The following is a 26,279-nucleotide window of genomic DNA, read 5'->3' as shown; positions in this document are numbered from 1 at the left end:
CATCTCGTAGCCGCGCGACCAGTTTTCGAAGGTCCTTTAGGCGATGGATTTTTGGTTTGGCCCTCATGCATCGACCTCTTCCGGCGACGGGAAAAGTTGCTGCATCAGACCTTTCTTATGAGTCTTGAGGAATTCGAGCTTATGCGCCTCGGCAATCATCTGGGCCTCGAGACTGCTGAGGCACGAGGCGATGCGTTGTTGTTCAGGAGGTTTCGGAATCTGAAGCTCAAGCTTCCGCTGCGTTGTGATTGGAATTTGATCTCGCGTTGATTGGGACATCACACGCGAATACTGCGCAACGAAGTCAGGGCTAGATAATGCAGACTTTAGAAAGTCATTCGATAGGTCCTTGGCATTGCACCTGAAATAGGTGGCAGTGGTACTCAGAATGACAAATTCCTCCGCCGTGCTCAGTTTTGCAACTGGCCCGACCGTCGCGTTGTGGGCAAAGAGAATGTCCCCGTTTTTCGCGACTCCTTTCTTAAATAGACGTGCGCGTTCAACCGGAAGTCGTTTGCATCTCGAAAAATCGACACTACCATTAATGAAGTCATTCGCGGTGATGTAAGGAATTCCTTCCTTGTTCTTGGAGAACTCCTCTGCCTTCGGGTATAGCTCACCGTGGTTCCCATCAAGATGCCCTGCGATGAACTGCTGGTCGATCATTTCTTGAATGCTCATTCGCACCCACTCCCCAGCCTTTCTAAATTCAGGGAAACGGAAGCGGGGTTGGGTTTCGCCTTCGCGGGGGAAAAGCTGCTGCATCAGCCCTTTTTTATGGGTCTTGAGCGCGTCCACTTTCCGCGCTTGAGCGGCGATAAGCTCGTCTACCGAACTCAGGCACTCGGCGATTTTTTGCTGTTCCTCTGGTGCCGAAACAGGCAACGGCATGGCCAAAAAGTCTTCACTGGAGATGGCCATCCGATCATGCCGCGCACCAGTACTGGATGCTTGCCGCATGTAGGTGTGCCAGCCGGTCGTCTTGAAGTAATGCTCATATAAGTCGTTGCTGTCGTCTTTGAACTTAAAGACGGTGTACAGCGGCGACATGACTCCAGTGCCGATTTTGTTTTTAGAAATGGGGCCAACAGGCGCTGTTGCAGAGATACGCGGGTTGTAAACATAACTACCCAGCTCAACGACGTAGTAGCTTTCCAGATTTCCTTGAGTGGCAATGTCTTTGTCAAAGAAATCACGCTGATCCACCACGCCAAATTCGGCTGAGTTCGTCAATACGCGGGTTATCTTTTCATCGCGATTTTTCTGCTTGGCACGAGTTGCCAATTGATGCAGGGGGGCAAACTGCCAGCCCCTTGCCCCCCGAAACTCCGGAAACCGCAGCTTCGGCACCAGCACGGACCTTGCCTCTTCCTTCGCGGCAGAGGTTCTCGTCTTACTGCTCATATGCGCTGAGTCCTGAAATGTCACGGCCACCGGCGCGTTTGATGAGAAGGGGGTGAAGTTCTTTCATCAGAGCGAGCTCTGCCTGGGCGCGAGCTTTCCAGCCGAGGTCCAGCGGGGCCATGAGGTCGCCGAGCTGCTCGCCATCGAAAATCATGCGGTCAAGGATGCCGTCCACAAAGGTTTGCAGTGCGGCGGTGGCGAGGCCGTGTTCCGCGGCGATGGCGGCCAATTCCTTGGCGCTTCTCTCGGCCTTGAAGCGGGTGTAGCCGTCGCGGATGGCAGTCTCGGAGAGGCCTTCGCCGGCCTTCAACGTGCCGATGTACTCGGCAATGTCGTCGCGCTCATTCATGAACTTGGCGTCGGCGCTGATGAGGCCGATCAGTTCCTCGCGGGTCATCTTCGACTTGCCCGGCCCTTTCTCCGAGAACCTGGCGATGAGGCCCATGATGTAGTCGTAGTCGATGACGGCCGAGGCGAAGAGGACGAACTCGAAATCGAGCTGATCCACTTCTTTCTCGGCGCCGGGGCCATCACCTTCCGTGCCGCCCTTGCCCTGCTTCGCCCTGAGCTGCTTGGCGGTTTCCAGATACTGGCCTTTGAAACCGCGCAGGCTCTCATCGGGCAGCACCTGTTCGATGGCGGCTTTGTTGTCCCCGGTGAGGTCGGTGTATTGGTCGAGCTGGGTCTTGAGCCGCTGGACTTCCTTGAAGTGCGTGATGAAGGCGGCGCGGGCCTCGTCGCCCTTCAGGTTGGCGACGGCGGAGGGGGTGCATTCGAGGCCCTGGGACTGCATGAAGTCGTCCAGCTTCTGCACGGCGGTTTCCAGCTTCTGGATGACCACAGGCGCCTTGTCGACGAGCCAGATTTCCCGTGCCTGCTCGCCGGTTTTCTCCCCGGAGAAGAGGGCGATGGCGGCATCTACGGCGTCCTGCTGCTGGCGGAAGTCGAGGATGTTGCCGTAGGGCTTGCTGCCGTTGAGCACGCGGTTGGTGCGTGAGAAGGCCTGGATCAAGCCGTGGTGCTTGAGATTCTTGTCCACGTAGAGCGTGTTCAGGAACTTGGAATCGAAGCCGGTGAGCAGCATGTCCACGACGATGGTGATGTCGATCTTCTGCGCGGCCGGGTAGTCGGCATTGGGCCACTGCTGGTCCTTGATGCGCTTTTGCACATCCTGGTAGTAGAGGTCGAACTCGCTCAGGCGGTGGTTGGTGCCGTAGCGGGCGTTGTAATCGGCGAGGATGGCCTTGAGCGCGGCTTTCTTGCCCTCGGGGTCTTCTTCGTTGTCCGCCTGCTCCTGCGGCAGGTCTTCCTGAATCTGCTTCACGTCCGCGTCGCCCTCGGCAGGCGGGGAGAAGACACAGGCGATGTTCAGCGGCTTGAAGTCGGAGTCGGCAGCTTGTTTGTCCGCCTGCATCGTCTTGAACAGCGTGTGGTATTCGATGGCATCGTTGATGGACGCGGTGGCGAGAATGGCGTTGAAGCGGCGTCCGCCGGTGGCAGCATCGTGCTTGGAAAGAATGGCTTCGATGACGGCTTTCTTGGCGATGGCCTCGCCGGGTTTCGGTGGGTGAGTGCTGGCAGCTGAGCCCTCCGGCTTGAAGTAATCGATGTGGAAGCGCAGGACGTTGCCGTCCTCGATGGCGTGGGTGATGGTGTAGGCGTGGAGCTGCTTCTGGAACAGGTCCGCCGTGGTGCGCATGGAGGCCTGGGTGTCCTCGATCTTCTGCAAGGAGGCATTGGCGTCGAAGATGGGCGTGCCGGTGAAGCCGAAGAGCTGCGCCCTGGGGAAGAACGCCTTGATGGCCTTGTGATTCTCGCCAAACTGCGAGCGGTGGCATTCGTCGAAGATGAAGACGACGCGCTTGTCCTTCAGGGCTCCGAGCTGTTCCTTGTAGGTCGCCTGGCCGTTTCGGGTTCGCTGCTTGTTGCGCGTGCTGTTTTCGTCCAGCGCGAGGCCGAGCTTCTGGATGGTGGTGACGATGACCTTGTCGGCGTAGTCCTCGGAAAGCAGGCGGCGCACAAGGGCGGCGGTGTTGGTGTTTTCTTCGACGCAGCCTTCCTGGAACTTGTTGAATTCCTCCCGCGTCTGGCGGTCGAGGTCTTTGCGGTCCACGACGAAGACGCATTTGTGGATGTGCTCGTTTTCCTTCAGCAGGGTGGACGCCTTGAAGGAGGTGAGCGTCTTGCCGCTGCCGGTGGTGTGCCAGATGTAGCCGTTGCCGTTGTCCTCGTCGATGCACTTCACCATGTGTTGCACGGCATAGACCTGGTAGGGCCGCATGATCATGAGCTTCTGCTCGCCGGCAAGCAGCACCATGTAGCGGCTGATGGTCTGGCCGAGATCGCATTTTTTCAGGAAGCGCTCGGCGAAGGCGTCGAGATGGGTGATCTTGCTGTTGTCCTCGTCCGCAAACTCATAGATGGGCAGGAAGCGCTCATCGGCATTGAACGCGAAGTGGCGGGCGTTGTTGTTGGCGAAGTAGTAGCTGCGGTCGCGGTTGCTGACGATGAAGAGCTGCATGAAGCAGAGCAGCGTTTTGGTGTAGCCGTTGCCGGGGTCGTGCTTGTATTCGACGATCTGTTCCATCGCGCGCCGCGGGTTGACGCCGAGGGTCTTCAGCTCGATCTGCACGCAGGGCACGCCGTTGATGAGCAGGATGACGTCGTAGCGGCGGTGGCTGTTGTCCGTGTTGATGCGCAGCTGGTTGATTACCTCGAAGTGGTTCTTGCACCAGTCCTTGAGGTTCACCAGGGTGTAGTTCAGCGGCGTGCCGTCGTCGCGAGTGAAGGCATTGATGCCGCGCAGGGTCTTCGCAGCGGCGAAGACATCCGGGGTGACGATCTCATCGAGCAGGCGGGCGAACTCGCTATCGGTAAGGCGGACGCGGTTCAGGGCTTCGAATTTTTCGCGGAAGTTCTTCTCCAGCGCTGCACGGTCGCGGATGTCTTCGCGATATTCGTACTTGAGGTTCTGGAGTTTGCCGATGAAGCCGTATTCGATGGTGTCCTCCCGGACGGCGACACTCGGGGCATCAGAGGGCCGGCGGTAGGTGTCTTTTGAATGAGGCATGACTGTATTGAGCGGGGACAGTGCGGCTTGGCAATGCAGCGAACTTTAGCCGGTGAGATTACTGCCTGGGTAAACGTTCGCCACGAGCCCGGTATTCAGCGTTGCCGCGCGCCCGGTAACGGGCGGGAAAATGTGCAGGCAGGAAAGCAGGCGAGGTGAGAGGGTAACGGGTGAAGCCGACCTTGAAGGTGTAGAGCGCCCGAGAATTGCAGACGGAGTGTGCCGACGCACTTGTATCTTCGGCGGCAAGAACCCGTGCGGCGGAGTCAGGAAGTCGTAGCGACCGATGTCAACCGTGCAAGTCAGATGGGCCTGGGACGAATTTTTTATTGGTTTCAATGGTTTATTGAAGCTGGCTACTTCAATTTGCGGTTTTTGCAGCGAGAAACGAAAAGGCCCGCACTGGGCGGGCCTTCATTCAACGTCCGGTCTTCGACTCCATCGCACCGTTCAGCGCATCCGCCCTGGGTCATGCCGGTTTCACGATGACCTGATTCAGGATTCCGATCACCCCGTCTATCGTCACGGCCAGTTCGGCGGCGCGGGCGCGCAGGGCTTCGGAGGGGGCGGTGCCGCTGAGGATGACCTTGCCGTCCAGGGTTGCGACGTCGATGTCGAGCGCGGCCAGTTCGGCATCTTTCTCGATCAATGCTTCGATCTGTGCGGTGATGACGGCGTCGTCGACCGGCGGGGCGGCGTCGGCGGGTTGTCCGGCCGCGGTCGGCGGCAGATCGTCGGCGGCCATGGCGGCTGCTTGCGGGTCTGACGTCGACGCGGGGGGCAACTGCGGCGGGGAAGAGGGGCGGGAGTCGGGTCGTGAATCGGGCCGTGAATCGGACAGCGAGTTTGGCAGCAAATCGGGCCGCGCTTCGGTCGCCAACCCCGCCTTTGCCGCTTCGGCAGCCTCGCGTTCGGCTTCGGCACGCGCACGTAGTGCGTCGCGCCGGATGGCGGCGCGGCGTTCGGCCGCGGCGTCGATGTCGGCTTCGTATGCGACGCGCCCGGCTTGTGCCTTGACGTCTTCAGCGACCTGTTCGGTCTGGTTCAGCACGACCGCCAGTTCCTTGTCGATCGTGGGCTCGCTGAGCGCCACCGGTTCTTCCTTCGGTCCGCAGGCGCTGAGCATCAGGCCCAGCAGCGCGGCACCCGTGCAGCGCGCGAGCGAAGCACGAGCGCCGGCGAGGGGTGCGTTGGGCGGGGCGGCCACCTGGCCGCGGGTCTGAACGTTCGGCATGTCATCTCTCCTCGGGCAGGAAAATGAGTCAGGACGTCGTTTCAGCCGCGACCGGGGCGGTGCCGATCGGTCTGCGCGCGACTGGCGATCTGTCGCGGTGTCAGCCGGCGGTCACGACCAGCTGGTTGTCGATGCCGAGCACGCCCTTGACCGAAATGGCCAGTTCGGCGGCGCGGGCGCGGGCGGCTTCGGTCGGAGCGGGGCCGCTCAGCGTGACCTTGCCGTCGCGGGTGTCGACGTCGATCTTGATGGCGCTCAGATCCGGGTCGCCGGCGAGGCGGGCCGACACGGCGGCCGTGATGGCTGCGTCGTCGATGAAGTCGCCCATCTGGGCAGTGGTTTCACCGGCTGATACGCGCGCGTCGCGCGTCGCTTCTGCGGCATCGGCCTGCGCCCGGTCGGCAGCGGCTTCGGCGCGTTCGCCCAGTTCGTCGGCCTTCTTCTCGGTGGCGGCGATGGCGGTGTCGAGCTTCTGGCCGATGGTCGCGTCCTGATCGGGCTGACCGCAGGCGGCGAGCGTCAGCGCGAGGGCGGCGGCGCTGGCGAGGCGGAAGGCCGGCGTCATCAGGGTGCGGCGTTGCGGGTTGTCGGTGAGGGTGTTCATGCGTGTTCTCCTTGCGTAAGTAGGGTGGCTTCAGGCTTGCGCTTCAGCCATGGCATCACTGTAGGCGGGCGGGGCGGTGCTGCCTGTCGGTGCAGCCGACACCCCGTGTAGGACGATGCGGACCTGATCCGGTCGCACTGCGGTGACGCGGCAGGCCGGCGCTGTGGTCAAATCGCATCTGTTTCCACGTCAGCCATCCGACATGAGCGCCGTCCGCTACCGCATCACGCCCAGCCATCCCGAGGCCCACCTGTTCGAGGTCGAGATCGATATCGCCCACCCGGCGCCCGACGGCCAGCGATTGTCGCTGCCGGCCTGGATTCCCGGCAGCTACATGATTCGCGAATTCGCGCGCCACATCGTGCGCATCGAAGCGCGCGACGGCATCCGTGCGGTGCCGCTGACCAAGATCGACAAGCACACCTGGCAGGCCGCGCCGTGCGAGGGTGTGCTGCGCGTGCGCTACGACGTGTATGCGTGGGACCTGTCGGTGCGCGCCGCGCATCTCGACACCACGCACGGCTTCTTCAATGGCGCCAGCGTGTTCCTGATGGTGCACGGCGCCGAGCAGCAGCCGTGCGAGGTGGACATCCGCCCGCCGGCCGGGCGCACCTACAAGGAATGGCGAGTGGCGACGACGCTGCCCGAAGCGGGCGGGCGGGCCGGTGCCAGGCGGCACGGCTTCGGGCTGTACCGCGCGGCGGGTTACGACGAGCTGATCGATCACCCGGTCGAAATGGGCAGCTTCGCGCTGCACACCTTCAAGGCCTGCGGCGTGCCGCACGAGGTGGCGATCACCGGCCACCACGACATCGACGCCGCGCGCCTGTGCGAAGACCTGCGCCGCATCTGCGAGTGGCAGATCCGGCTGTTCGGCGAGCCGGCGCCGTTCGAGCGCTATGTGTTTCTGGTCATGGCGGTCGGCGACGGCTACGGCGGGCTGGAACACCGGTCGAGCACCGCGCTGCTGTGTTCGCGCAATGACCTGCCGGCGCCCGGCGCCAGTGCGATGTCGGACGCGTATCGCGGCTTTCTCGGCCTGTGCAGCCACGAGTATTTCCACTCGTGGAACATCAAGCGCATCAAGCCGGCCGCGTTCGAGCCCTACGACCTCTCGCGCGAAAACTACACGCGCCTGCTGTGGGCCTTCGAAGGCTTCACGTCGTACTACGACGATCTGGCGCTGGTGCGCTCGGGCGTCATCACGCAGGACGACTACTTCAAGCTGCTGGCCAAGACCGTCACCCAGGTGATGCGCGGCGGCGGCCGGCTCAAGCAGAGCCTGGCCGATTCGTCGTTCGACGCCTGGGTGAAGTACTACCGGCAGGACGAAAACGCGCCCAATGCCATCGTCAGTTACTACACCAAGGGCGCGCTGGTCGCGCTGGCGCTCGATCTCACGCTGCGCAGCAAGACGCGCGGCGCCGCATCGCTCGACGATGTGATGCGCCGCCTGTGGCTCGAACATGGCCAGACCGGTATCGGCGTGCCGGAAGACGGCGTGCGCCGCGCCGCCGAAGCGGTGAGCGGGCTGAAGCTGAAGAAGTTTTTCGCCGAGGCGACCGAAGGCACGGAAGATCTGCCGCTCGACGACCTGCTGCGCGCAGTCGGCATCGAGCTCGCCTTCGAAGCCGCCGGCACCGCGCCGGTGCTGGGTGTGAAGACCGCCAACGAGGGCGACACCGTGAAGCTCACCCAGGTGCTCGACCACGGCGCCGCACAGCGCGCCGGCTTGTCTGCCGGCGACGTGCTGGTCGCGCTCGACAACCTGCGCATCACCGCCGGCTCGCTCGACAACCTGCTCAAGCGCCGCCAGCCGGGTGACGAGGTCAAGATCAACGCCTTCCGCCGCGACGAGCTGATGAAGTTCCGCGTCCGCCTCGACCCCGCTCCCGCCGATCAGGCGAAGATCGCCATCGCCCCCCGCGTCAGCGCCCCGGCCAGGGCACTGCTGAAACAGTGGCTCGGCCGGGGGTGAAATTCTTTGCAGAAGCGACCCACTGATTCCACAGGGGGCGGCGCCGGGTCGCGGTGGTCGCGAGGGCAATGTTCTTGCAGGAGCGATCCACTGATCGCGAATCGGCGGTTGGCAAGGTGATGCCGCTGGATCGACGCGGGGCTTTCGCGATCAATGGATCGCTCCTACCGGTCTTGCACCGGGCGAAGGTGGTCGCGAGGGCGATGTCTGGTAGGAGCGATCCACTGATCGCGAATCGGTGGGTGGCAAGGTGACGCCGCTGGATCGACGCGGGGCATTCGCGATCAATGGATCGCTCCTACAGGGGGCGGCGCCGGGTCGCGGTGGTCGCGAGGGCGATGTCTGGTAGGAGCGATCCACTGATCGCGAATCGGTGGGTGGCAAGGTGACGGCGCTGGATTGGCGCGGGGCTTTCGCGATCAATGGATCGCTCCTACAGGGGGCGGTGCTGGGTCGCGGTGGTCGCGAGGGCGATGTCTGGTAGGAGCGATCCACTGATCGCGAATCGGTGGGTGGCAAGGTGACGCCGCTGGATCGACGCGGGGCATTCGCGATCAATGGATCGCTCCTACAGGGGGCGGCGCCGGGTCGCGGTGGTCGCGAGGGCGATGTTCTTGCAGGAGCGATCCACTGATCGCGAATCGGCGGTTGGCAAGGTGACGGCGCTGGATCGACGCGGGGCATTCGCGATCAATGGATCGCTCCTACAGGGGGCGGCGCCGGGTCGCGGTGGTCGCGAGGGCGATGTCTGGTAGGAGCGATCCACTGATCGCGAATCGGTGGGTGGCAAGGTGACGGCGCTGGATCGACGCGGGGCTTTCGCGATCAATGGATCGCTCCTACCGGTCTTGCACCGGGCGAAGGTGGTCGCGAGGGCGATGTCTGGTAGGAGCGATCCACTGATCGCGAATCGGTGGGTGGCAAGGTGATGCCGCTGGATCGACGCGGGGCATTCGCGATCAATGGATCGCTCCTACCGGTCTTGCACCGGGCGAAGGTGGTCGCGAGGGCGATGTCTGGTAGGAGCGATCCACTGATCGCGAATCGGCGGGTGGCAAGGTGACGCCGCTGGATCGACGCGGGGCATTCGCGATCAATGGATCGCTCCTACAGGTCTTGCACCGGGCGAAGGTGGTCGCGAGGGCGATGTCTGGTAGGAGCGATCCACTGATCGCGAATCGGCGGTTGGCAAGGTGATGCCGCTGGATCGACGCGGGGCATTCGCGATCAATGGATCGCTCCTACAGGGGGCGGCACCGGGTCGCGGTGGTCGCGAGAGCGATGTCTGGTAGGAGCGATCCACTGATCGCGAATCGGCGGTTGGCAAGGTGATGCCGCTGGATCGACGTGGGGCATTCGCGATCAATGGATCGCTCCTACAGGGGGCGGCACCGGGTCGCGGTGGTCGCGAGAGCGATGTCTGGTAGGAGCGATCCACTGATCGCGAATCGGCGGTTGGCAAGGTGATGCCGCTGGATCGACGTGGGGCATTCGCGATCAATGGATCGCTCCTACAGGGGGCGGCACCGGGTCGCGGTGGTCGCGAGAGCGATGTCTGGTAGGAGCGATCCACTGATCGCGAATCGGCGGTTGGCAAGGTGATGCCGCTGGATCGACGTGGGGCATTCGCGATCAATGGATCGCTCCTACAGGGGGCGGCACCGGGTCGCGGTGGTCGCGAGAGCGATGTCTGGTAGGAGCGATCCACTGATCGCGAATCGGCGGTTGGCAAGGTGATGCCGCTGGATCGACGTGGGGCATTCGCGATCAATGGATCGCTCCTACAGGGGGCGGCACCGGGTCGCGGTGGTCGCGAGAGCGATGTCTGGTAGGAGCGATCCACTGATCGCGAATCGGCGGTTGGCAAGGTGATGCCGCTGGATCGACGTGGGGCATTCGCGATCAATGGATCGCTCCTACAGGGGGCGGCACCGGGTCGCGGTGGTCGCGAGAGCGATGTCTGGTAGGAGCGATCCACTGATCGCGAATCGGCGGTTGGCAAGGTGATGCCGCTGGATCGACGTGGGGCATTCGCGATCAATGGATCGCTCCTACGGGTTTTGCACCGGGCGAAGGTGGTCGCGAGGGCGATGTTCTCGTAGGAGCGATCCACGGATCGCGAAGGCGAAGGCGAAGGCGACGGCGCGCGTCGCGGGTCAGCGGTTCAGGCGACGTGCGGCGCTGACGCCGATCAAGCCGATGCCGGCGAGCATGAGCATCCATTCGCGCGGTTCGGGCACGGCGGGGGTGGTGGCGAGGTCGAGCGTGAAGCGGTCACCGGCGGAGAGGCCGGAAAAGCCGATGCGCCAGTCGACCAGACCATCCTCGAGGAAGGGGTTGCCGAAGTAGAACTCGGCCACCGGTGCGCCGGCGAAGTAGTCGCTGGTCAGCAGATCACCATTCACCGTGGTCGCCAGCAGCGAACCGGTCACCACCGAAATCGGTGCGCCGCCGGTGGTCAGCGTGAAGGATCCGATGCCGAAGCCGCTGACGTCGCGCAGGATGGCGTTCACATCGACGCCGCCGGCCGTGATGTCGTCGGCGTCGAGCACGAAGCTGAAGCTCAGCGGATCGTTGTTCAGCAGCGAAATGTCGAGCGCGATGAGCGACGGTGTGCTGAACGAGGCGTCAAGCAGGTTGCCGTTCAGCGTGGCACTTTCCAGCGTGACGGCGTGGGCGGGCAGGGCGATCGAGAAGGCGGCGCAGAGCGCCAGAAGGAACTTGTTCATCGGGCAGATTCCGGAAGGTGACGACATTGCCCCGGACGATAGAGCGCGCGTGTGACAGCGGCGTGTCGCCTGGCTGAAGCTGTCGTCAACAATCCGTCATCGGTGTGTCACCCGCGCTGACCACACTCCCGGCCATTCATCGCCCGGAGTGCTCCCATGCCCAGCAACATGTTTTCCCGCCGCGACTTCATGCGCGGCGTCGGTGCCGGCGCGCTCGCCGGTTCGGCCGTCGTCCGCTCGGCGAGTGCGCTGGCGGCACCCGGCAGCCTGTTCCAGCACGGCGTGGCGAGCGGCGATCCGCTGACCGACCGCGTCATCATCTGGACCCGCGTCACGCCGACCCGCCCGGGCACGGTCGCCGTGCTGTGGGAAGTGGCGCTCGACGCCGCCTTCGCGCGCATCATCCGCCGCGGCCGCGTACTGACCGGCGCCGACATCGACTACACGGTGAAGGCCGACGTGCTCGGCCTGCCGGCGAATGCCCGCCTGCACTACCGCTTCCGCGCCGACGGCCAGCTGTCGCCCGCCGGGCGCACGCGCACGCTGCCGGCCGGTGCCATCGACCAGATCAAGCTGGCGGTGCTGTCCTGTTCCAACTTCCCGGCCGGCTACTTCAACGTGTATGCCGAAGTGGCGAAACTGAACGATCTGCACGCCGCCGTGCATCTGGGCGACTACATCTACGAATACTCGCGCACCGGCTATGCCTCGCAGGACGCCGCCGCGCTGGGTCGCGAGTCCGAGCCGGCGGACGAAATCATCACGCTGGCCGACTACCGTACCCGTCATGCGCAGTACCGCACCGACGTCGACCTGCAGGCGCTGCACGCCGCGATGCCGGTCATCGCGGTGTGGGACGACCACGAAATCACCAACGACACCTGGCGCGAAGGCGCGGAAAACCACACCGAAGGCGTCGAGGGTGCGTTCGCCGATCGTCGCGCTGCGGCCATCCGCGCGTATCACGAGTGGATGCCGACCCGCCTGCCGGATCCGGCACGCCCGGACCGCATCTACCGCAGCTTCCGGTTCGGCAACCTGCTGTCGCTGCACATGCTGGACACCCGCGTCATCGGTCGCGACCAGCAGATGGATTACGCGAACTATTTCGGCGCGAGCGGCTTCGACACCGCGCGCTTCACCGCCGACCTGACCGACCCGAACCGCACGCTGCTCGGCGCCGAACAGAACGACTGGCTGGGCCTGCAACTGGCGCAGTCGGACACCACCTGGGACATGCTCGGCCAGCAGGTGCTGATGGGCCGCATGAACATTCCGGCGCCGCTGGTGCTGGGCCAGATCAGCTTCACGCAGTACAGCGCGCTGATATTCAAGGCGCAGACCGCGCCCGCCACGCTGACGCCGCAGGAACAGGCGGTGCTCGCCCAGCCGGCGATTCCGTACAACCTCGACGCCTGGGACGGTTACGCGATCGCGCGCGAAACCCTGCTCGGCACCGCCCGTGCGCTGGACAAGAATCTGGTCGTGCTGGCCGGCGACACGCATAACGCCTGGGCCAGCGATCTGACCGATTTCGCGGGCAACCGCGTCGGCGTCGAATTCGCCACGTCGTCGGTCACCTCGCCCGGCTTCGAAGAGTACTTTCCGGCCGAAAACCCGCTCGCCGTCGCCGCCGGCCTGACCCAGATCATCGGCCCGCTGCAGTACGCCGACACCGCCCGCCGCGGCTTCATGCTGGTCACCGTCACCGCGCAGGCCTGCCGCGCCGAATGGCGCTACGTCAGCACCGTCAAGAGCCGCAGCTACACCGTGGCAAACGGTCCCGCATTGCGCATGCTCCCGGGCGCTGCAAACCGTCGTCTGATACCGGGCTGATCTGGCAGCGCGCGGCTTTGAAGAGGCGAACCACTGATCGCGAATCGGTGGGTGGCAAGGTGACGCCGCTGGATCGACGTCGGGCATTCGCGATCAATGGATCGCTCCTACAGGTCTTGTACCGGGCGAAGGTCGTCGCGAGAGCGATGTCTGGTAGGAGCGATCCACTGATCGCGAATCGGTCGGTGGCAAGGTGACGGCGCTGGATCGACGCGGGGCTTTCGCGATCAATGGATCGCTCCTACAGGTCTTGCACCGGGCGACGGTCGTCGCGAGGGAGATGTCTGGTAGGAGCGATCCACTGATCGCGAATCGGCGGGTGGCAAGGTGACGGCGCTGGATCGACGCGGGGCTTTCGCGATCAGTGGATCGCTCCTACAGGGTCGTCGCGACCTCCGTGCTGTGTTCAGCCCGGCAGCGGAATCCATTCCTGATCATCGTGCGGCGGCAACGCGATGCGACCGGCCTGCCAGTCGGCCTTGGCCTGTTCGATGCGCTCCTTGCGCGATGACACGAAGTTCCACCAGATGTGGCGCGGGCCGACCGGTTCGCCGCCGAGCAGCATGACGGTCGAGAGCTCGACCGCCTGCAGCGTGCTGTCGGCATTGCGCGCGATCACGGCCATCTGACCCGCGGTGAAGGTGTGTCCGGCGATGTCGATGCGCCCCGACACGACATAGAGCGCCCGCTCGACATGCGCGTCAGGCAGCGCCAGACGCGCGCCCGGTTGCAGCGCGGCATGCACGTAGAACAGCGGTGAATGTGTCCTCACCGGGCTGCGCAGTCCGTATGCCTCGCCCGCGATGAGGCGCATCCAGACGCCGTTCTCGTCGGCCACCGGCAGTGCGTCGGCCGGATAGGTATCGAACGCCGGGTCACACTCTTCGTCGGCCTCGGGCAGCGCCACCCAGGACTGCAGCAGCTCCAGGCCGCCGCCGGCGAACGACGCCGGGTGCTCGAAGCGCTCCGAATGCGAAATTCCGCGCCCGGCCGTCATCCAGTTCACCTCGCCCGGGCGGATCACCTGCGTGACGCCCAGACTGTCGCGATGCGTCATCTGGCCGCCGAGCAGATAGCTCACCGTCGACAGGCCGATGTGCGGATGCGGGCGCACGTCGGCGGCGCGCACGGCGTCTGCGGCGATGGTCAGCGGCCCGGCGTGGTCGAGGAAGATGAAGGGCCCGACCATGCGCCGCTTCGAAAACGGCAGCACGCGGCGCACCACGAGGCCATTGCCCAGATCGGCGTGGCGCGCGGCGATGACAAGTTCGATCGGGCTGTCGTTCATGGCGGTGTTCCGTAAGCGGTGTCCAAAGGTGGATGGTAGGTCCAATGGAAGGCCCTTGAGCTGGCAACGCGTTACATCCCGACATGCTTCAGTGGGAAATCAAGTGAAGCATCCCGGGTCAATCGTCGACATTCAAACAAAAACGGGAGGACTTCCGATGAACACATGGGCAAAGGGTGCACTGGTCGTCGTGGTACTGGCCGGCGCGGCTGCGCTGTATACATATATGCAGAAGGAATCGCCGCCTGCCGATACACCGTCGGTGGCGGTCGCGCCGCCTGCAGAACCTGCGCCGGCCGAAACGCCGGTCGAAGTTCCGAACTATCCGATCGCACCGCCACCCGACGCGGCTCCGGCGTCACCCGATGCCGCCCCGGTCGACAGCGACGTCGTGATGCGCGACGGACTGGTCGCCCTGTTCGGCGCATCGTTCGACAAGTACTTCAGCTCGACCGACATCGTGCGGCGCATCGTCGTGACCATCGACAACCTGCCGCGCGAACGGGTGACGCGGCGGCTGATGCCGGTCAAGCCGGTGCCCGGTGCGCCCGTGACCGCCGGCAGCGGAGACACGCTGACGCTCGACGCCACCAACAGCTCACGCTACGACGTGTATGTGCAGCTGGCCGACATGGTGCCTACCGCGCAACTGGTCGATCTGTACGTGCGCCATTACCCGCTGTTCCAGCAGCAGTATGTCGAGCTGGGCTATCCGAATGGCTATTTCAACAACCGCCTGGTCGAGGTGATCGACCACCTGCTCGCCACGCCGGTCGTGCAGAGGCCGATCCGCCTGAAGCAGCCAAAGGTGCTGTACACCTTTGCCGACCCGGAACTGGAAAAGCTGTCGGAGGGGCAGAAAATCATGCTGCGCATGGGGGAAGCCAACGCGGAACGCGTCCGCGCCAAGCTCACCGACATCCGCGCCGCCGTGACGCGTCAGCCCTGAGCGGCTCGAGGGGGAGCGCGGCCCAGTGGGAGCAGCGTCCCTCTGGTGGAGGCGCCTTGTGAGAGAGGCGCCCCGGTGCGAGCGGCGGCCTGTGGGAGCGGCGGCCTCGCCGCGATCCGGTCGTCGATCAATGGTCACCTTTGCACTGATCGCTCACGTTGCACGGCGGCCATCGCTGCACTGATCGCGGCGAGGCCGCCGCTCCCACAGCCAGAGCCAGCCCTCCACAGCCAGCGCCAGCCCTCCACAGCCAGAGCCAGCCCGCCACAGCCCGAGCCAGCCCACCACAGCCCGAGCCAGCCCGCCACAGCCAGAGCCAGCCCACCCCAGCCACAGCCAGCCCACCCCAGCCAGAGCCAGCCCGCCCCAGCCAGAGCCAGCCCGCCACCGCCAGAGCCAGCCCTCCACAGCCAGAGCCTGCCCTCCACAGCCCGAGCCAGCCCTCCCCAGCCAGAGCCAGCCCTCCACAGCCAGCGCCAGCCCTCCACAGCCAGAGCCAGCCCTCCACAGCCAGAGCCAGCCCTCCACAGCCAGAGCCAGCCCTCCACAGCCAGAGCCAGCCCTCCACAGCCAAAGCCAGCTCCCACAGCCAGAGCCAGCACCCCGCATACCCACCCACACCAACCCAATGCAGTGACGCCGCCGCCGTCGGCACTTCGTTAAGCTGCACCCTTCGAATCCGGCTGGAGACGGCGATGCATGACGTGAAGGCGCTGCTGTTTGATGTGTTCGGCACGCTGGTGGACTGGCGCACGGCGATCGCGCGCGAGGCGGAGATGCTGCTCGGGCGGGCGGGCATCGACGTGGACGGGCCGGCACTGGCCGACGCCTGGCGCGCGGAATACCAGCCGGCGATGGAAGAGGTCAGGGCGGGCCGGTTGCCCTTCATGAAGCTCGACGCGCTGCACCGGCGCAACCTCGACATCGTGCTGACCGCGTTCGGCGCCGAGCGCGCCGACGAGGCCACGCGACATGCACTCACGCTCGCGTGGCACCGGCTCGACGCCTGGCCCGACGTGGCCGCCGGGCTTGCCGCACTGCGCCCGCATTACCGGCTCGCGCCGTGTTCCAACGGCCACATCGCGCTGATGGTCGATCTGGCGCGACGCAACGACTTTCCGTGGGACGCCATCACCGGTGCCGAACTGGCGCGCGACTACAAGCCCAAGGCCATCGTCTACCGCTCGGCCGCCGACGCCTTCGACCTCGCCCCCGGACAGACGATGATGGTCGCCGCCCATTCGTCCGACCTGGCCGGCGCCGCGGCCGCCGGGTTGCGCACCGCCTTCATCGCCCGCCCGGACGAGCACGGCCCGGGACGCGGCGAATCGAAGCCGGAGGTGCCGGTGGATATCGCGGTATCGAGCCTGATTGAGCTTGCTCACCGCCTGTCGCCCTGAAGGGATTTCGGGCGTCGCAATAGCCGCAGCGCTGCAGCATGCGGTATTTTTTCGCTGCGCTACACTGCGCCGGGCAGTCAATTCGAGCGGAGCGCGGCAGGCATGAGGCGATTCGGAGGTTTGCACCTGACGGCGGCGCGATGACGACGGCACCGCTGTCGCACCACGACATCCTCGCGCTGGTCGAGCCCTTCGTCCGGCGCGGGCGGCCGGTCGATCTGCCGGCCAGCGACCGGCTCAGGCGGCAGCTGGTGTTCCGGCCGGTCACGCATGGCGCCGAGGCGCCGGGCACTGCGTCGCTGGTCGAGGTGCTGCAGCTCGACCAGCCGGCGGCCGATCGCTACCGGCTGACGCGTACGCTGACGCATGCGTCGGGCGCGGCAGCCCGGCTGGTCGCGGAGGGCGCGCCGCCGGGCGAGCTGCTGGCGCGCGTCGAGGCGATCGACGTGCAGCGGCAGTTCCGCGCGATCGGGCACTTCGTCATCGGGTTGTCGTACCGGCTTGGCGGTGGCGACGGCCTGTGGCGCGACGACACGGCCGTCGATGCGCCGGTGCTGACCGACGCCGACGTGCGCGGGGCGGGCGTCGTGCTGACGATGGAGGTGTCGTCGGTCAAGGGCGTGCCGGCCGAACTGAAGCTGGTCGAGGGTGGCGAGGGCGCGGTCGAACTGCCGGATGATCTGCTGGCGGTGCTCGGCCGCGACTGGGACTGCTTTCGCGGCAGCCTGACCGATGAGGGCGGCTGGCGCGGCACCGTGCGGCTGCGCGGACGAGGGGTGGCGCGCAGCGCCGATGCCGAACGCAAGCTTGACGAGACCGTCGCCCATCTCGACCGCACCCTGTCGCGACCGCCCGATGCCTTCCACGCAGACTGGCGCGCGGCGCGCTGGGGCGTGTTCCTGCGCCGCACGATTCCGGTGGCGACCTGCGTCGGCCTGATCCTCGCGGCGGCGGCAGTGCCGTATTTGGGCATTTCGGAGGATTCGGTCATCCACATGCTGCTGTTCAATTCGCCGCCGCTGCTGCTGCTGCTGTTCTTCAGCATGCGGGAAATGCCGCGCATCGAACTGCCGCCGCGGCCGCGCCGTCTGAGTGCTGCGGCGTGGCGCGCGCCGTCATCCGTTCAAACGGTACCGATCCACTGAGGTTTTCCAGTTCAAGCGAGGTTCGATGTCTGCCAATCCGATGAACATTCCGCCGGTGTCGGTGGCGGCCGCCAGGGCGGCGCTGATCGAACAGTTCGCCGACCCGGTGCTGCGCCGGCGCGCGACCATGCTGTGGGGCTCGCGCGGTGTCGGCAAGTCGTCGGTGGTGCGTCAGGTGGCGGCGCATTACGGCGTGCCGCTGGTCGACCTGCGCCTGACCACGATCGAACCGGTGGATATCCGCGGTGCCATCTATGCCGACGAGGTGCAGGGCAAGACGGTGTGGTTTCCGCCCGAGTTCCTGCCCGCCGCCGACGCACCCGACGGCATCCTGTTTCTCGACGAGCTGACCGCGGCCGACCAGCGACTGCAGATTTCCGCCTATTCGCTGATTCTCGACCGGCGCGTCGGCAACTACCGGCTGCCCGATGGCTGGCAGGTGATCGCCGCCGGCAATGCGAGCTTTCACGGCGCGGTGTGCCATGACATGGGCACCGCGCTGGCCGACCGCATGTTCCACTTCAACGTGCAGACCGTGATCGACGCCTTCCTGTCGCACGCGCTGGCCTTGGGTTTCGCGCCGGAGGTGATGGCCTATCTGAAGGTGCGGCCGGACAAGCTCGACGACACGCAGGCCCAGCTTGCGAACGACTATCTGATCGGCGCCAGTCCGCGAGGCTGGGAAGACATTTCGAATGTGCTGAAGTCGGGCGTGTCCGAAACGGCGCAACGGCTGTTCGTGCAGGGCCGCATCGGCGCGGCGAACGCGGCCGAGTTCTTCGGCGTGCTGCGCGAACTGCGCGCCGGTGCCGACGTGATGCGCCTGCTCGACACGCCGCGCGGCCCGGCCACCGCCGCGCTGCTGCCGCAGACGCTCGATGGCCTGTATGGCCTGATCTACGGTTTGCTCGCCGCCTGTACCGATGCATCGCGCATGACGCGCGGGCTCGACATCATCGACCAGTTGCCGGACATCCAGGGCACGGTGCCGCTGCCGATCCGCGAGGCGCAGACGCTGGCGATGGAACTGCTGATGCAGAAGGCGCTGGAAGGCGATCTGGCAGCCGCCATCCTCGACAGCCCGGCCTACCGGCGCTACGTCGACCAGCGCCGCGATGCCTGAAGGCGCCCCCTCGGCGAGCCACTCGCTGTACATCCATCGCGGCACGCGCGCGGTGCAGCGCATGGTCGAATTCGCGCCGGCCACCGGCGGGCTGGCGCTGTGGGTGCGCCATCGCGACCTGCCGGCCGACGCCGACACCACACAGGCGCCGCTCACCACCGACGGCCACACCATCTTCTACGGTGCCGCCTTCGAGCGGCTGCCGATCGAGGAACAGGCCGCTCGCGTGGCGCACGAGGTGCTGCACATCGCGTTGCGCCACCCGCAGCGCTTCATCGAACTGCAGCAGGTACTCGGCGACGCCGATCTGCAGCTGTTCAACCTGTGTGCCGACGCGCTGATCAACAGCGCGCTGTCGCACCTCGAATGGCTGCGTCAGCCGGCCACCGCCGTGCAGCTCGACCGCCTGCTGACGACCGTGCTGGGCATCGACCAGCCGGTCGAGAAGTCACTGCTGGAATGGGATGTCGAACGCCTGTACCGGGCCATCGACGACCGCCGGCCACCGCCGTCGGGCGGGCGCAGCCGCACGCCGCGCCAGCATGCTGGCCAGGACGCCGACACGGCGGGCGGTGCGACCACGCCCGCACCGCAGGCGGAGGGCACACAAGCCGCCGCGCGACCCGATGGCCCGAAGTCGGGCCGGGTCAGGGTGCTCGGCTGCGAGTCGGAACGCGACCTGGTACCCGGCCCCGACACGCGCGGCCCGCCGGAGGCGGAAGCGGAGCAGGCGCGTGAGTGGAGCGAGCGGCTGATCCGCGGCCACGCCAACGACGGCGCGCATTCGATGCTGCGCACCTTGATCGCCGATCTGCCGCGCAGCCGCACGCCGTGGGAACAGGTGCTGCGCACCCGGCTCGCGCGCAGCCTGTCGTCGAAGCGCGACCTGTCGTGGTCGCGGCCGTCGCGTTCGTACATCGCCAATCAGGGTCGCGCCGGCCCGCGCCACCGCATGCCGTGGGAACCGGGCTTCAGCGCGGCGAAAACCGTGCCGCGGCTGGCGCTGATCGTCGATGTGTCGGGCTCGATCGACGATGCGCTGATGGCCCGCTTCACGCGCGAGATCGAAGCCATCAGCCGCCGGCTCGAAGCCGGGCTGGTCCTCATCATCGGTGACGACCGGGTGCAGCGCGTCGAACAGTTCGCCGCCGGACGCGCCGATCTGGGGGATCTCACCTTCACCGGCGGTGGCGGCACCGACTTCACTCCGCTGCTCGAAGAAGCCGATCGTCACCGGCCGGACATCGCCGTCGTGCTGACCGACCTCGACGGCCCGGCGCGCTTCAGGCCGCGCTGGCCCGTGCTGTGGGCAGTGCCTGAAGCCGCGCGGCGCGCGCATGTGCCCTTCGGCCGCCTGCTGCAACTCGACTGATCGCCGACTGGCAGGTGCGCATTACGCGAACTGGTTCGGCGGGGTGCTGCCGGCCGACGGGTCCGCAGCGCTGGCGGGCACAGCCGGGTGACGGGCCGCGTCAGCCTGCGAGGCGCGCAGCACGCTGTTCGTGCGGCTCCACATCGACAGCAGATACAGCGACAGGAACAGTGCGATGTAGTATTCGCGCGTCTCCGGGTCGTAGGTCCAGTACGGAATGACGGCTTCGGTCGCGTTCTGGTACCAGTAGCCGCAGCGCAGCGCGAGATAGAGCAGGGCGGTCGGCACCACGATGTTGGTCGGCCAGAACCAGTGGCTGAACGATGTCGTGTCGGGCGTCGATCTGCGGATCGCCCGCCACAGCGGCAGGATGATGCCGCCGAGCAGCAGCCACCATTCGACCACCATGCGCGGCTTCTGGTTGAACCAGGTGCTCACGTTGTGCAGGTTGGTCTCTTTCTGCTTGTTGAGTTCACTCATCCGCTCACCGGTTTCCCAGCCGAAATAGTGCTGGCCCCAGCTGGCTTCTTCGCCGGCGAAATAGATGCAGGCCAGCGCACAGGCCAGCGCGACCCAGCCGGTTGTCCAGTGCGGCAGTGCGCGGCGGCGCGCGAACACGATGAAGCCGGCAACGATGGCCGGCAGCAGGACGAGGATGGTGCCGTTCTCGATGATGCCGTACGGATTGATTTCGTCGCGCACCGTCATGAGTTCGTACAGTGGCGGCGCGAAGTAGTGACCGATGAACACCGCGATCATGACAAGCGGCGGGAACACGCCCCACCACAAGACGGACAGGTCACTGCTTTCCCGATTCATCCCCTTGCTCCCTTGCTCGCCGCACGGCTCGCATGCGGTGTGTTCCCCGCCGTTTCGGCAGATGTTTTTTCCTGCGCAAATTACAGCACAAAATTAACGAAAAATTAATCAAGAATTAATCATTCGTTAATGTTCGGAGCGGGATGCCGCGTGTGGCGGGACGCATCGAGGTGCGTGGAGGTGCCTGCCCGGACGCTGGCCGGGCGGCGCGCCATGCAGGTCAGGCGGGTGTGGGGCGGCTGCGGACGCTCAGCCCGTTGCGTCGGGTTTTTTCAGGCAGGGAATGTGCGACCAGTCGAAGCCGGGCAGGAAGGCGAGCAACTGGTCGACGGCGCCGGAGTGCGGGCGGTCGCTCAATACCATGGCGCGCACTTCGCGCACGAACCGGGCGTCCGGCACGTGGATGAATGACAGGCCGCCGGAGACCGCGGTCGACTCGGCCATGAAGGCGATGCCGACACCGGCCCGGACCATGGTCTGCACCCAGTCTTCGCGCGGTGTCTGCTGTACGACTTTCACGTCGACGCCGCGTTCGGCCATCACGCGCTCGATGTAGAGGCTGTACTCGCACAGGCTGCGCTGGCAGTAGGCCTCGCCCTGCAGATCGGTGAGCGAAAGGGCGGCCAGTTGGCCGAAGCGGTGCGCCGGCCCGTGCGCCACCACGAAATCCTCGGCGTACAGCACCGGTCCGCTGAAGCGCCGGGCGATGGCAAACGGTGACGCGAGCAGCGCGACATCGATGTCGCCCTTGTCGAGCGCGTCGATAAGCGCCTCCATCGAGCCTTCGCGGAACTGGATGTCGGCCTTGGGGAAAGCCCGCTGGTACGCGAGGAAGGCAGGGAAGATGGCGTTCAGGTCTATCGTGCAGATGATGCCGACGCGCACTGCTTCCGAGCGGTCCTGCTGCAGCCGGCGAGCCAGCTCCCGCGTCTGGCTGGTCGCGGCATAGATCTGCTGCAGACTGGGGAGCATGGAGCGCCCGAAATCCGTCAGGCTGACCGCCACCTTGCTGCGATCGAAAAGCAGCCCGCCCAGCGTGTCTTCCAGCTTCTGTATGGCCTTGGTGAGTGCCGGTTGCGACACGAAGCAGCGTTCTGCCGCACGCGTGAAGTTCAAGGTTTCGGCCACGGCGAGACAGTAGCGGATCTGATAAAGCTCCACGTTTCACTCCTGATGACAGCCGTCGGGCGATAAGCACGGTTTATCGCGTGATGAAAACTTGTGATTTCCGGGGTCGGCACGGGCTGACGACAATGATCGGTGTGTCGTTGCGGAATACCCCTCGCACAGTATGCCCATCCACCTTGACAGTTTGGCGGCCCCCGCCTCTGCGCGGCACGCCGATCGCCACCCAGGTGCACGCGACACACGATGAAGCACGATGCGGACGACGGACTGGAAGGGCTGCGACGGGCCGTGGCGGCGCGGTCGCTGGGCATCGAAGCGGATGCAGGGCTGACCGATGTGCTGCTTGCGCGCTATCGGCGCGCTCTCGGGCGACGGGTCTCCGATGCATTGCGTCGGCGTTTTCCGTGCAGTGCCGACATGCTTGGCCGCCGATGTTTCCGCACCCTGGCGCAGCGGCTGGTCGTCGAACGTCGCGAAGTCATCACGTTGCGGCAGGCCGAACAGATCGTGTCCGGAGGGTGGCTCGGCCAACAGCAAGAACTGCAGGCGCTGCCCTGGCTCGGCGAACTGGTCCGGATGGAATCCGAGATTGCCGAATTGATGGCTGCCCCTCTTGCGCGGCGAGCTCTGCCGATGAACGTGCGGTACTTCCGTTCGGACTGGGATGTGGTCCGGATATACGAATGGTGGCGCAGCGGCGCGCAGGGCACGGTGCAATCGCCCGGTGCGCGCGTTGCGGCGATCATCGTGGGTCGCCCGGAGCGCGTGTGCATCGTCCGGCTGCCGTGCATCCAGCCCTTGCGTGACTCGGCGACACACGCCTGTCTCGCAATCACCCCGCCCGGTGGTTAACCGGGCAGTGCGATCGCGGGAGCGTCAGCGCAACCGATCAGCCGTTGCCACCGCCGTAATGCTTCTCGCCCATCCATTCCTTGGCGTCGAGCATGCCGTCGCCGTTCTTGTCCATCTTGCTGAAACTCATCTCCATCGTTTTCATGAATTCGGCCTTGCTGACCATCTTGTCGCCGTCGCTGTCCATCTTCTTCATGACTTCCATCGTGCGCATCTTTCCGGAGAAGTCCATGAAGTAGACGGATGTCTCGTCCGGGCCGGCCTGGGCGGCGCTGGCGGCGATCGACAACAGCAGGGTGAGCGACGCGTTGCGCAGCGTCTCTTTGAGCGTAATCATCGGGTGACTCCTTGGTTGACGGGCGATGACGACCCGAGCAGGAAGACTGCGCGGGCCATCGGAACGAGTATCCGAAGTGCCGCGAAGGCTGTGAAATACCAAGTTTCGATGACCCGATAACCGCCGCCTATCAGGCAGCCCACAGCGCCCACACCAGTGCGACCAGGATGATGACGTTCAGCCCCACGCTGAGCCCGTGCAGCAGGCCGAAGCGGCGACGGTCGCCGCGGTCGGTGGCGGCATTCACGGCCGGCGTGACGCCCCACAGCGAAATGGCGAACAGCACGGTGCTGGCGACCGCCGCCATGCGTACTGAATGCGGTGCGTCGATCACGGCGGCGATCAGGCAGGCGGCGCCGAGCACGGTGTAGTACTTCGGGAAGAAGTTGCGCACATACACACTGGCCCACTGCTGCGGCAACACCTTGAAGATGCCCGGTGCGACCGCCACCGTGAAAAACAGCATCACGCCAACCACACCCGCCACGATCAGTTCGCTCAGCATTGCGCCGCCTCCGGTTTGCATGTCAGGGCTACAGACCCTGCGTTCCTGCGGCACAGACAGGCCGATGCGCTGCAGGTTCTGCCGATCCGCCACTTGCGCACAACGGGCGGGCAGTGAATGCTGTGATCAGCTGCGCAGCCGGGAACGCCCTGGATCGCGCGAACCATGAGGGCTGAACATGTCATCCGGAACGCCCGTACGGGCCGCTGAACGTGCGGCTGGACTGACGAGCGCCGTGCGGCTGATCGCCGCGCTGCTGCTGACGGCGGTGACGGGCGCCTTCGTGCTGGCCACCAACCGCGACCTGCAGATGTCGTGCACACCGCACGGCATGCTGAGCCTGCAGTTCGCGGACTCGGCCGACTGTTCCCGGCTGGTGATGCAGAACTGGGCGGGTCAGTGTGCGGACACCGAGGCGCAGCGCGCGCAGCACGGTTGCGCGGCGGCGGGGGCGCCGGACGCAGCGCAGCTTCGCGTCGAGGCGCGCCCGCCCGAGACGCGCCTGCGCACGGCGCGGCAGACGCTGTGGGCCGACTTCGCTTTCATGACGGCGTACTCGATCTTTCTCTGGATGCTGTGCACACGCGCCACAGCGACGCTCGTCGGCGTGTCGCGCCGCGTGGGGCAGGCGGCGATTTACGCGGCCCCGCTGGCGGGTCTTGCCGACGTCAGCGAAAACATCGCGCATCTGATGTTTCTGGCCGCGGGTTCCGACGGCCCCGGCGAGGCCTTGTTCGCCTGGGCGCATTACAGCGTGCTGCTGAAGTGGGGTCTGATCAGTCTTGTTGCGGCGTTTCTGGCTGCAGCGGCGCTGCGCCTGCTGGTCAGGTGGGCGCAACCGGCCGAAGAGCGGCGCTGATCCGCTGCTTCGCCCTCCGGGCGAGGGGGGGAGGTCTGACCTCGCCGGTGGCGGGGCCAGACTGCAATCAGGCGCCGTCCGGCCGCACGTTCGCGACGCTGCCGTCCGAGCGCCCTTTCAGATAGGCATACAGGTCATCTATCTTGTCGGCCAGGAAGGGGTGACCGGGCATGCCGAGCGCGATGCGCCCTTCAAGCACAGCCTTCTTGAAGTCGTCCTTCGACAGCGTCTTCAGCGACGTGATCAGCGACGGGCCGACCATGCCTTCCTGGGCAGGACCGTGGCAGCGCTCGCACGCCGCCGCCCGCCAGGCTTTCCAGCCCTTCACGACATCGCCGCCGGTGGCCATGGCGGCGACTTCGGTTGCTGCAGCCGGCGGTGTGTCGGCCGGCGCGGCTGCAGCAGGAGCGGTCGCAGCGGGTGCCGGTTCAGCGGCGGGAGCGGTCGCGGCGGCCATCGGTTCCGCGACGTTCCCGGCAGCTGGCGCAGGCGTCGCCGTGACTTCGGCGACCGGCGCCGGGCTGACTTCGGTCGTCGGAGCGGTCGCCGCAGCGGGCGGCGCTGCAACGGGTTCGGGTTCGGCCGGTTGACCGCATGCGCCCAGCAACAGCGCGAGCAGGCTCGCCGTGACAAGTTGAGCAGTATTCAAGGCAGTTCTCCCGTGAGTCATCGTGGGCAAAGGGTACTGCGATCCGTGCCGGTGCGCCGCCCCGTGTCGGCGACGTCTGACGGCGCGCGCAGCGCCGGGCGCATGCCCGGTCCGGCAGAACAGACGATGCCGGTGCGCGCCATGCCGGTCATCGCCCGTCCGGTTTTGCCCGGTTCGACGACATATAGGCGATCAGTGCCATGCGCATCGCCTCTTCGACCGACATGTCCACCTGCGTCACCCAGGCGCGCGGCACGAACACGGTGTAGCCGCCGATCATGTAGCCCATGGGCAGATACACCGCGACCTGGTCTTCCAGTTCGCCCAGGCCGGCAGGCAGGCCTGCCATCGACTGCCGGGTGACCAGACCGGCGATGCCCAGTTCGTTGCCGGGCATCCGCAGCAGCACCACCTGTTGCGCCGATTCAGGATGCGGAGCGAAGTAGTCGGCGAAGTTCTTCAGCGAGGAATAGATGCTCTTCACCACCGGCAGATTGGTAAACGGCAACTCCACCCAGGACAGCAGGCGTCCGGTGAAGCGCTGCGACACCAGGGCGCCCAGCGCGAGGATGAGCAGGGCTCCGATGGCGATGCCCAGCCCCGGCAGGTAGAAGTCGCCGATGATCGGCCGGATCATCGACATCGCGAGCCGCTCGGTCCAGGTGACGAAAAGCACCAGCACGTAAACGGTGAGCGCCACCGGCAGGAAGGTGATCAGGCCGCGGAAGAAATATTGGTAGAGGCGATTCATGGCGGGCAGTCAGGACGGGGTGCGGCGCAGCATACCGCGCGCCGGGCCCCGCGACAGGTGTCGGGGCATACGCCCTCGCGGGGTGACGCGCCCGTTGCAGGTGTACGACGGTCGCGATGCCCGGCGCGCGGCAGGGCAAGGCAGCAAGATTCCAGAAAATCCCGAGTCGCATCGGGGCGAATGCATCTGGAAATGCGAAGCGGAGCAGGAATAGCCTGAGCGCCGTCCTGTTCCGGAAGCGATCCGC

At 65.7% G+C, this 26,279-nt stretch carries 21 protein-coding genes; 9 read left to right on the top strand and 12 right to left on the bottom strand.

Features of this window, described 5'->3' with window-relative positions; genetic code table 11:
* Nucleotides 1–63: 63 nt before the first annotated feature.
* The 4 genes from NMQ14_RS11740 to NMQ14_RS11725 form a co-directional block, all read right to left on the bottom strand.
* Nucleotides 64–1,404: a restriction endonuclease subunit S gene (locus tag NMQ14_RS11740; RefSeq protein WP_257096375.1), complete on the bottom strand. Its 1,341-nt coding sequence runs from the start codon at nucleotides 1,402–1,404 to the stop codon at nucleotides 64–66.
* A complete protein-coding gene (locus tag NMQ14_RS11735; RefSeq protein ID WP_257096374.1) occupies nucleotides 1,394–4,474 on the bottom strand; it encodes a type I restriction endonuclease subunit R in 3,081 nt (1,026 codons plus the stop codon). Before NMQ14_RS11735 ends, NMQ14_RS11740 begins: the two co-directional genes overlap by 11 nt.
* A gap of 469 nt (nucleotides 4,475–4,943) precedes the next feature.
* Complete coding sequence (locus NMQ14_RS11730; RefSeq protein ID WP_257096373.1) at nucleotides 4,944–5,708, bottom strand: BON domain-containing protein; 765 nt, start codon at nucleotides 5,706–5,708, stop codon at nucleotides 4,944–4,946.
* A gap of 100 nt (nucleotides 5,709–5,808) precedes the next feature.
* The gene (locus NMQ14_RS11725) at nucleotides 5,809–6,312 is read right to left on the bottom strand and encodes a BON domain-containing protein (protein ID WP_257096372.1); all 504 of its coding nucleotides are present in this window, start codon (nucleotides 6,310–6,312) and stop codon (nucleotides 5,809–5,811) included.
* A gap of 202 nt (nucleotides 6,313–6,514) precedes the next feature.
* On the opposite strand from NMQ14_RS11725, the gene NMQ14_RS11720 reads away from it, so the two are divergent.
* A complete protein-coding gene (locus tag NMQ14_RS11720; RefSeq protein ID WP_257096371.1) occupies nucleotides 6,515–8,290 on the top strand; it encodes a M61 family metallopeptidase in 1,776 nt (591 codons plus the stop codon).
* Between the two features lie 2,156 nt (nucleotides 8,291–10,446).
* On the opposite strand, the gene NMQ14_RS11715 is transcribed toward NMQ14_RS11720, so the two are convergent.
* Nucleotides 10,447–11,019 carry a hypothetical protein gene (locus NMQ14_RS11715; protein WP_257096370.1) on the bottom strand — a complete coding sequence of 191 codons (573 nt, stop codon included), beginning with the start codon at nucleotides 11,017–11,019 and terminating at the stop codon, nucleotides 10,447–10,449.
* A gap of 156 nt (nucleotides 11,020–11,175) precedes the next feature.
* Between NMQ14_RS11715 and NMQ14_RS11710 the strand changes: the two genes are divergently transcribed.
* Entirely contained in the window at nucleotides 11,176–12,855 is a 1,680-nt protein-coding gene (locus NMQ14_RS11710) for an alkaline phosphatase (RefSeq protein WP_257096369.1), read from the top strand.
* 406 nt (nucleotides 12,856–13,261) lie between these two features.
* On the opposite strand, the gene NMQ14_RS11705 is transcribed toward NMQ14_RS11710, so the two are convergent.
* Nucleotides 13,262–14,143, bottom strand: a complete 882-nt coding sequence (locus tag NMQ14_RS11705) for a pirin family protein (RefSeq protein ID WP_257096368.1) — start codon at nucleotides 14,141–14,143, stop codon at nucleotides 13,262–13,264.
* 157 nt (nucleotides 14,144–14,300) lie between these two features.
* On the opposite strand from NMQ14_RS11705, the gene NMQ14_RS11700 reads away from it, so the two are divergent.
* From NMQ14_RS11700 to NMQ14_RS11680, 5 genes are all read left to right on the top strand, one after another.
* Entirely contained in the window at nucleotides 14,301–15,092 is a 792-nt protein-coding gene (locus tag NMQ14_RS11700; protein ID WP_257096366.1) for a DUF3014 domain-containing protein, read from the top strand.
* Nucleotides 15,093–15,787: 695 nt separating this feature from the next.
* Nucleotides 15,788–16,492: a haloacid dehalogenase type II gene (locus NMQ14_RS11695; protein ID WP_257096364.1), complete on the top strand. Its 705-nt coding sequence runs from the start codon at nucleotides 15,788–15,790 to the stop codon at nucleotides 16,490–16,492.
* Nucleotides 16,493–16,632: 140 nt separating this feature from the next.
* Nucleotides 16,633–17,637, top strand: a complete 1,005-nt coding sequence (locus NMQ14_RS11690) for a hypothetical protein (RefSeq protein ID WP_257096362.1) — start codon at nucleotides 16,633–16,635, stop codon at nucleotides 17,635–17,637.
* A gap of 25 nt (nucleotides 17,638–17,662) precedes the next feature.
* Complete coding sequence (locus NMQ14_RS11685; RefSeq protein ID WP_257096360.1) at nucleotides 17,663–18,760, top strand: AAA family ATPase; 1,098 nt, start codon at nucleotides 17,663–17,665, stop codon at nucleotides 18,758–18,760.
* On the top strand, nucleotides 18,753–20,132 hold the full coding sequence (locus tag NMQ14_RS11680; RefSeq protein ID WP_257096358.1) for a VWA-like domain-containing protein: 1,380 nt from the start codon (nucleotides 18,753–18,755) through the stop codon (nucleotides 20,130–20,132). The genes NMQ14_RS11685 and NMQ14_RS11680 overlap by 8 nt, the downstream gene beginning before the upstream one ends.
* A gap of 21 nt (nucleotides 20,133–20,153) precedes the next feature.
* Here the strand turns inward: NMQ14_RS11680 and NMQ14_RS11675 are convergent, their stop codons facing one another.
* Together NMQ14_RS11675 and NMQ14_RS11670 are read right to left on the bottom strand one after the other, a co-directional pair.
* Nucleotides 20,154–20,951 carry a hypothetical protein gene (locus NMQ14_RS11675; protein ID WP_257096355.1) on the bottom strand — a complete coding sequence of 266 codons (798 nt, stop codon included), beginning with the start codon at nucleotides 20,949–20,951 and terminating at the stop codon, nucleotides 20,154–20,156.
* Between the two features lie 249 nt (nucleotides 20,952–21,200).
* A complete protein-coding gene (locus NMQ14_RS11670; RefSeq protein WP_257096353.1) occupies nucleotides 21,201–22,112 on the bottom strand; it encodes a LysR family transcriptional regulator in 912 nt (303 codons plus the stop codon).
* Nucleotides 22,113–22,322: 210 nt separating this feature from the next.
* Here NMQ14_RS11670 and NMQ14_RS11665 point away from each other — a divergent pair, with 210 nt between their 5' ends.
* Nucleotides 22,323–22,931 carry a DNA-binding domain-containing protein gene (locus NMQ14_RS11665; RefSeq protein WP_257096351.1) on the top strand — a complete coding sequence of 203 codons (609 nt, stop codon included), beginning with the start codon at nucleotides 22,323–22,325 and terminating at the stop codon, nucleotides 22,929–22,931.
* Nucleotides 22,932–22,968: 37 nt separating this feature from the next.
* Here NMQ14_RS11665 and NMQ14_RS11660 read toward each other — a convergent pair whose 3' ends face one another.
* Both NMQ14_RS11660 and NMQ14_RS11655 read right to left on the bottom strand, forming a co-directional pair.
* Nucleotides 22,969–23,268 carry a hypothetical protein gene (locus NMQ14_RS11660; protein ID WP_257096349.1) on the bottom strand — a complete coding sequence of 100 codons (300 nt, stop codon included), beginning with the start codon at nucleotides 23,266–23,268 and terminating at the stop codon, nucleotides 22,969–22,971.
* A 130-nt stretch (nucleotides 23,269–23,398) separates the two neighbouring features.
* On the bottom strand, nucleotides 23,399–23,773 hold the full coding sequence (locus NMQ14_RS11655) for a DUF4149 domain-containing protein (RefSeq protein ID WP_257096347.1): 375 nt from the start codon (nucleotides 23,771–23,773) through the stop codon (nucleotides 23,399–23,401).
* 178 nt (nucleotides 23,774–23,951) lie between these two features.
* Between NMQ14_RS11655 and NMQ14_RS11650 the strand changes: the two genes are divergently transcribed.
* Nucleotides 23,952–24,632 carry a hypothetical protein gene (locus NMQ14_RS11650; protein WP_257096345.1) on the top strand — a complete coding sequence of 227 codons (681 nt, stop codon included), beginning with the start codon at nucleotides 23,952–23,954 and terminating at the stop codon, nucleotides 24,630–24,632.
* Nucleotides 24,633–24,699: 67 nt separating this feature from the next.
* Here the strand turns inward: NMQ14_RS11650 and NMQ14_RS11645 are convergent, their stop codons facing one another.
* Together NMQ14_RS11645 and NMQ14_RS11640 are read right to left on the bottom strand one after the other, a co-directional pair.
* A complete protein-coding gene (locus NMQ14_RS11645; protein WP_257096343.1) occupies nucleotides 24,700–25,281 on the bottom strand; it encodes a cytochrome c in 582 nt (193 codons plus the stop codon).
* A 148-nt stretch (nucleotides 25,282–25,429) separates the two neighbouring features.
* Complete coding sequence (locus NMQ14_RS11640; protein WP_257096341.1) at nucleotides 25,430–26,032, bottom strand: DUF502 domain-containing protein; 603 nt, start codon at nucleotides 26,030–26,032, stop codon at nucleotides 25,430–25,432.
* Nucleotides 26,033–26,279: the final 247 nt, after the last annotated feature.

The sequence above is a fragment of the Methyloversatilis sp. XJ19-13 genome (assembly GCF_024580155.1).
In the GTDB taxonomy this organism is placed as follows: Bacteria; Pseudomonadota; Gammaproteobacteria; order Burkholderiales; family Rhodocyclaceae; genus Methyloversatilis.
The sequence above is the reverse complement of the archived record's forward strand: the minus strand, read 5'-3'. Positions and strand labels throughout refer to the sequence as shown.

Excerpts from the sequence above, each read along its gene's own strand:
- NMQ14_RS11675 (WP_257096355.1), bottom strand. The coding sequence starts at position 20,951 with ATGAATCGGGAAAGCAGTGACCTGTCCGTCTTGTGGTGGGGCGTGTTC.
- NMQ14_RS11730 (WP_257096373.1), bottom strand. The coding sequence starts at position 5,708 with ATGCCGAACGTTCAGACCCGCGGCCAGGTGGCCGCCCCGCCCAACGCA.
- NMQ14_RS11640 (WP_257096341.1), bottom strand. The coding sequence starts at position 26,032 with ATGAATCGCCTCTACCAATATTTCTTCCGCGGCCTGATCACCTTCCTG.
- NMQ14_RS11700 (WP_257096366.1), top strand. The coding sequence starts at position 14,301 with ATGAACACATGGGCAAAGGGTGCACTGGTCGTCGTGGTACTGGCCGGC.
- NMQ14_RS11710 (WP_257096369.1), top strand. The coding sequence starts at position 11,176 with ATGCCCAGCAACATGTTTTCCCGCCGCGACTTCATGCGCGGCGTCGGT.
- NMQ14_RS11690 (WP_257096362.1), top strand. The coding sequence starts at position 16,633 with ATGACGACGGCACCGCTGTCGCACCACGACATCCTCGCGCTGGTCGAG.
- NMQ14_RS11725 (WP_257096372.1), bottom strand. The coding sequence starts at position 6,312 with ATGAACACCCTCACCGACAACCCGCAACGCCGCACCCTGATGACGCCG.
- NMQ14_RS11685 (WP_257096360.1), top strand. The coding sequence starts at position 17,663 with ATGTCTGCCAATCCGATGAACATTCCGCCGGTGTCGGTGGCGGCCGCC.
- NMQ14_RS11665 (WP_257096351.1), top strand. The coding sequence starts at position 22,323 with ATGAAGCACGATGCGGACGACGGACTGGAAGGGCTGCGACGGGCCGTG.
- NMQ14_RS11715 (WP_257096370.1), bottom strand. The coding sequence starts at position 11,019 with ATGAACAAGTTCCTTCTGGCGCTCTGCGCCGCCTTCTCGATCGCCCTG.
- NMQ14_RS11705 (WP_257096368.1), bottom strand. The coding sequence starts at position 14,143 with ATGAACGACAGCCCGATCGAACTTGTCATCGCCGCGCGCCACGCCGAT.
- NMQ14_RS11655 (WP_257096347.1), bottom strand. The coding sequence starts at position 23,773 with ATGCTGAGCGAACTGATCGTGGCGGGTGTGGTTGGCGTGATGCTGTTT.
- NMQ14_RS11735 (WP_257096374.1), bottom strand. The coding sequence starts at position 4,474 with ATGCCTCATTCAAAAGACACCTACCGCCGGCCCTCTGATGCCCCGAGT.
- NMQ14_RS11740 (WP_257096375.1), bottom strand. The coding sequence starts at position 1,404 with ATGAGCAGTAAGACGAGAACCTCTGCCGCGAAGGAAGAGGCAAGGTCC.
- NMQ14_RS11720 (WP_257096371.1), top strand. The coding sequence starts at position 6,515 with ATGAGCGCCGTCCGCTACCGCATCACGCCCAGCCATCCCGAGGCCCAC.
- NMQ14_RS11660 (WP_257096349.1), bottom strand. The coding sequence starts at position 23,268 with ATGATTACGCTCAAAGAGACGCTGCGCAACGCGTCGCTCACCCTGCTG.
- NMQ14_RS11680 (WP_257096358.1), top strand. The coding sequence starts at position 18,753 with ATGCCTGAAGGCGCCCCCTCGGCGAGCCACTCGCTGTACATCCATCGC.
- NMQ14_RS11650 (WP_257096345.1), top strand. The coding sequence starts at position 23,952 with ATGTCATCCGGAACGCCCGTACGGGCCGCTGAACGTGCGGCTGGACTG.
- NMQ14_RS11695 (WP_257096364.1), top strand. The coding sequence starts at position 15,788 with ATGCATGACGTGAAGGCGCTGCTGTTTGATGTGTTCGGCACGCTGGTG.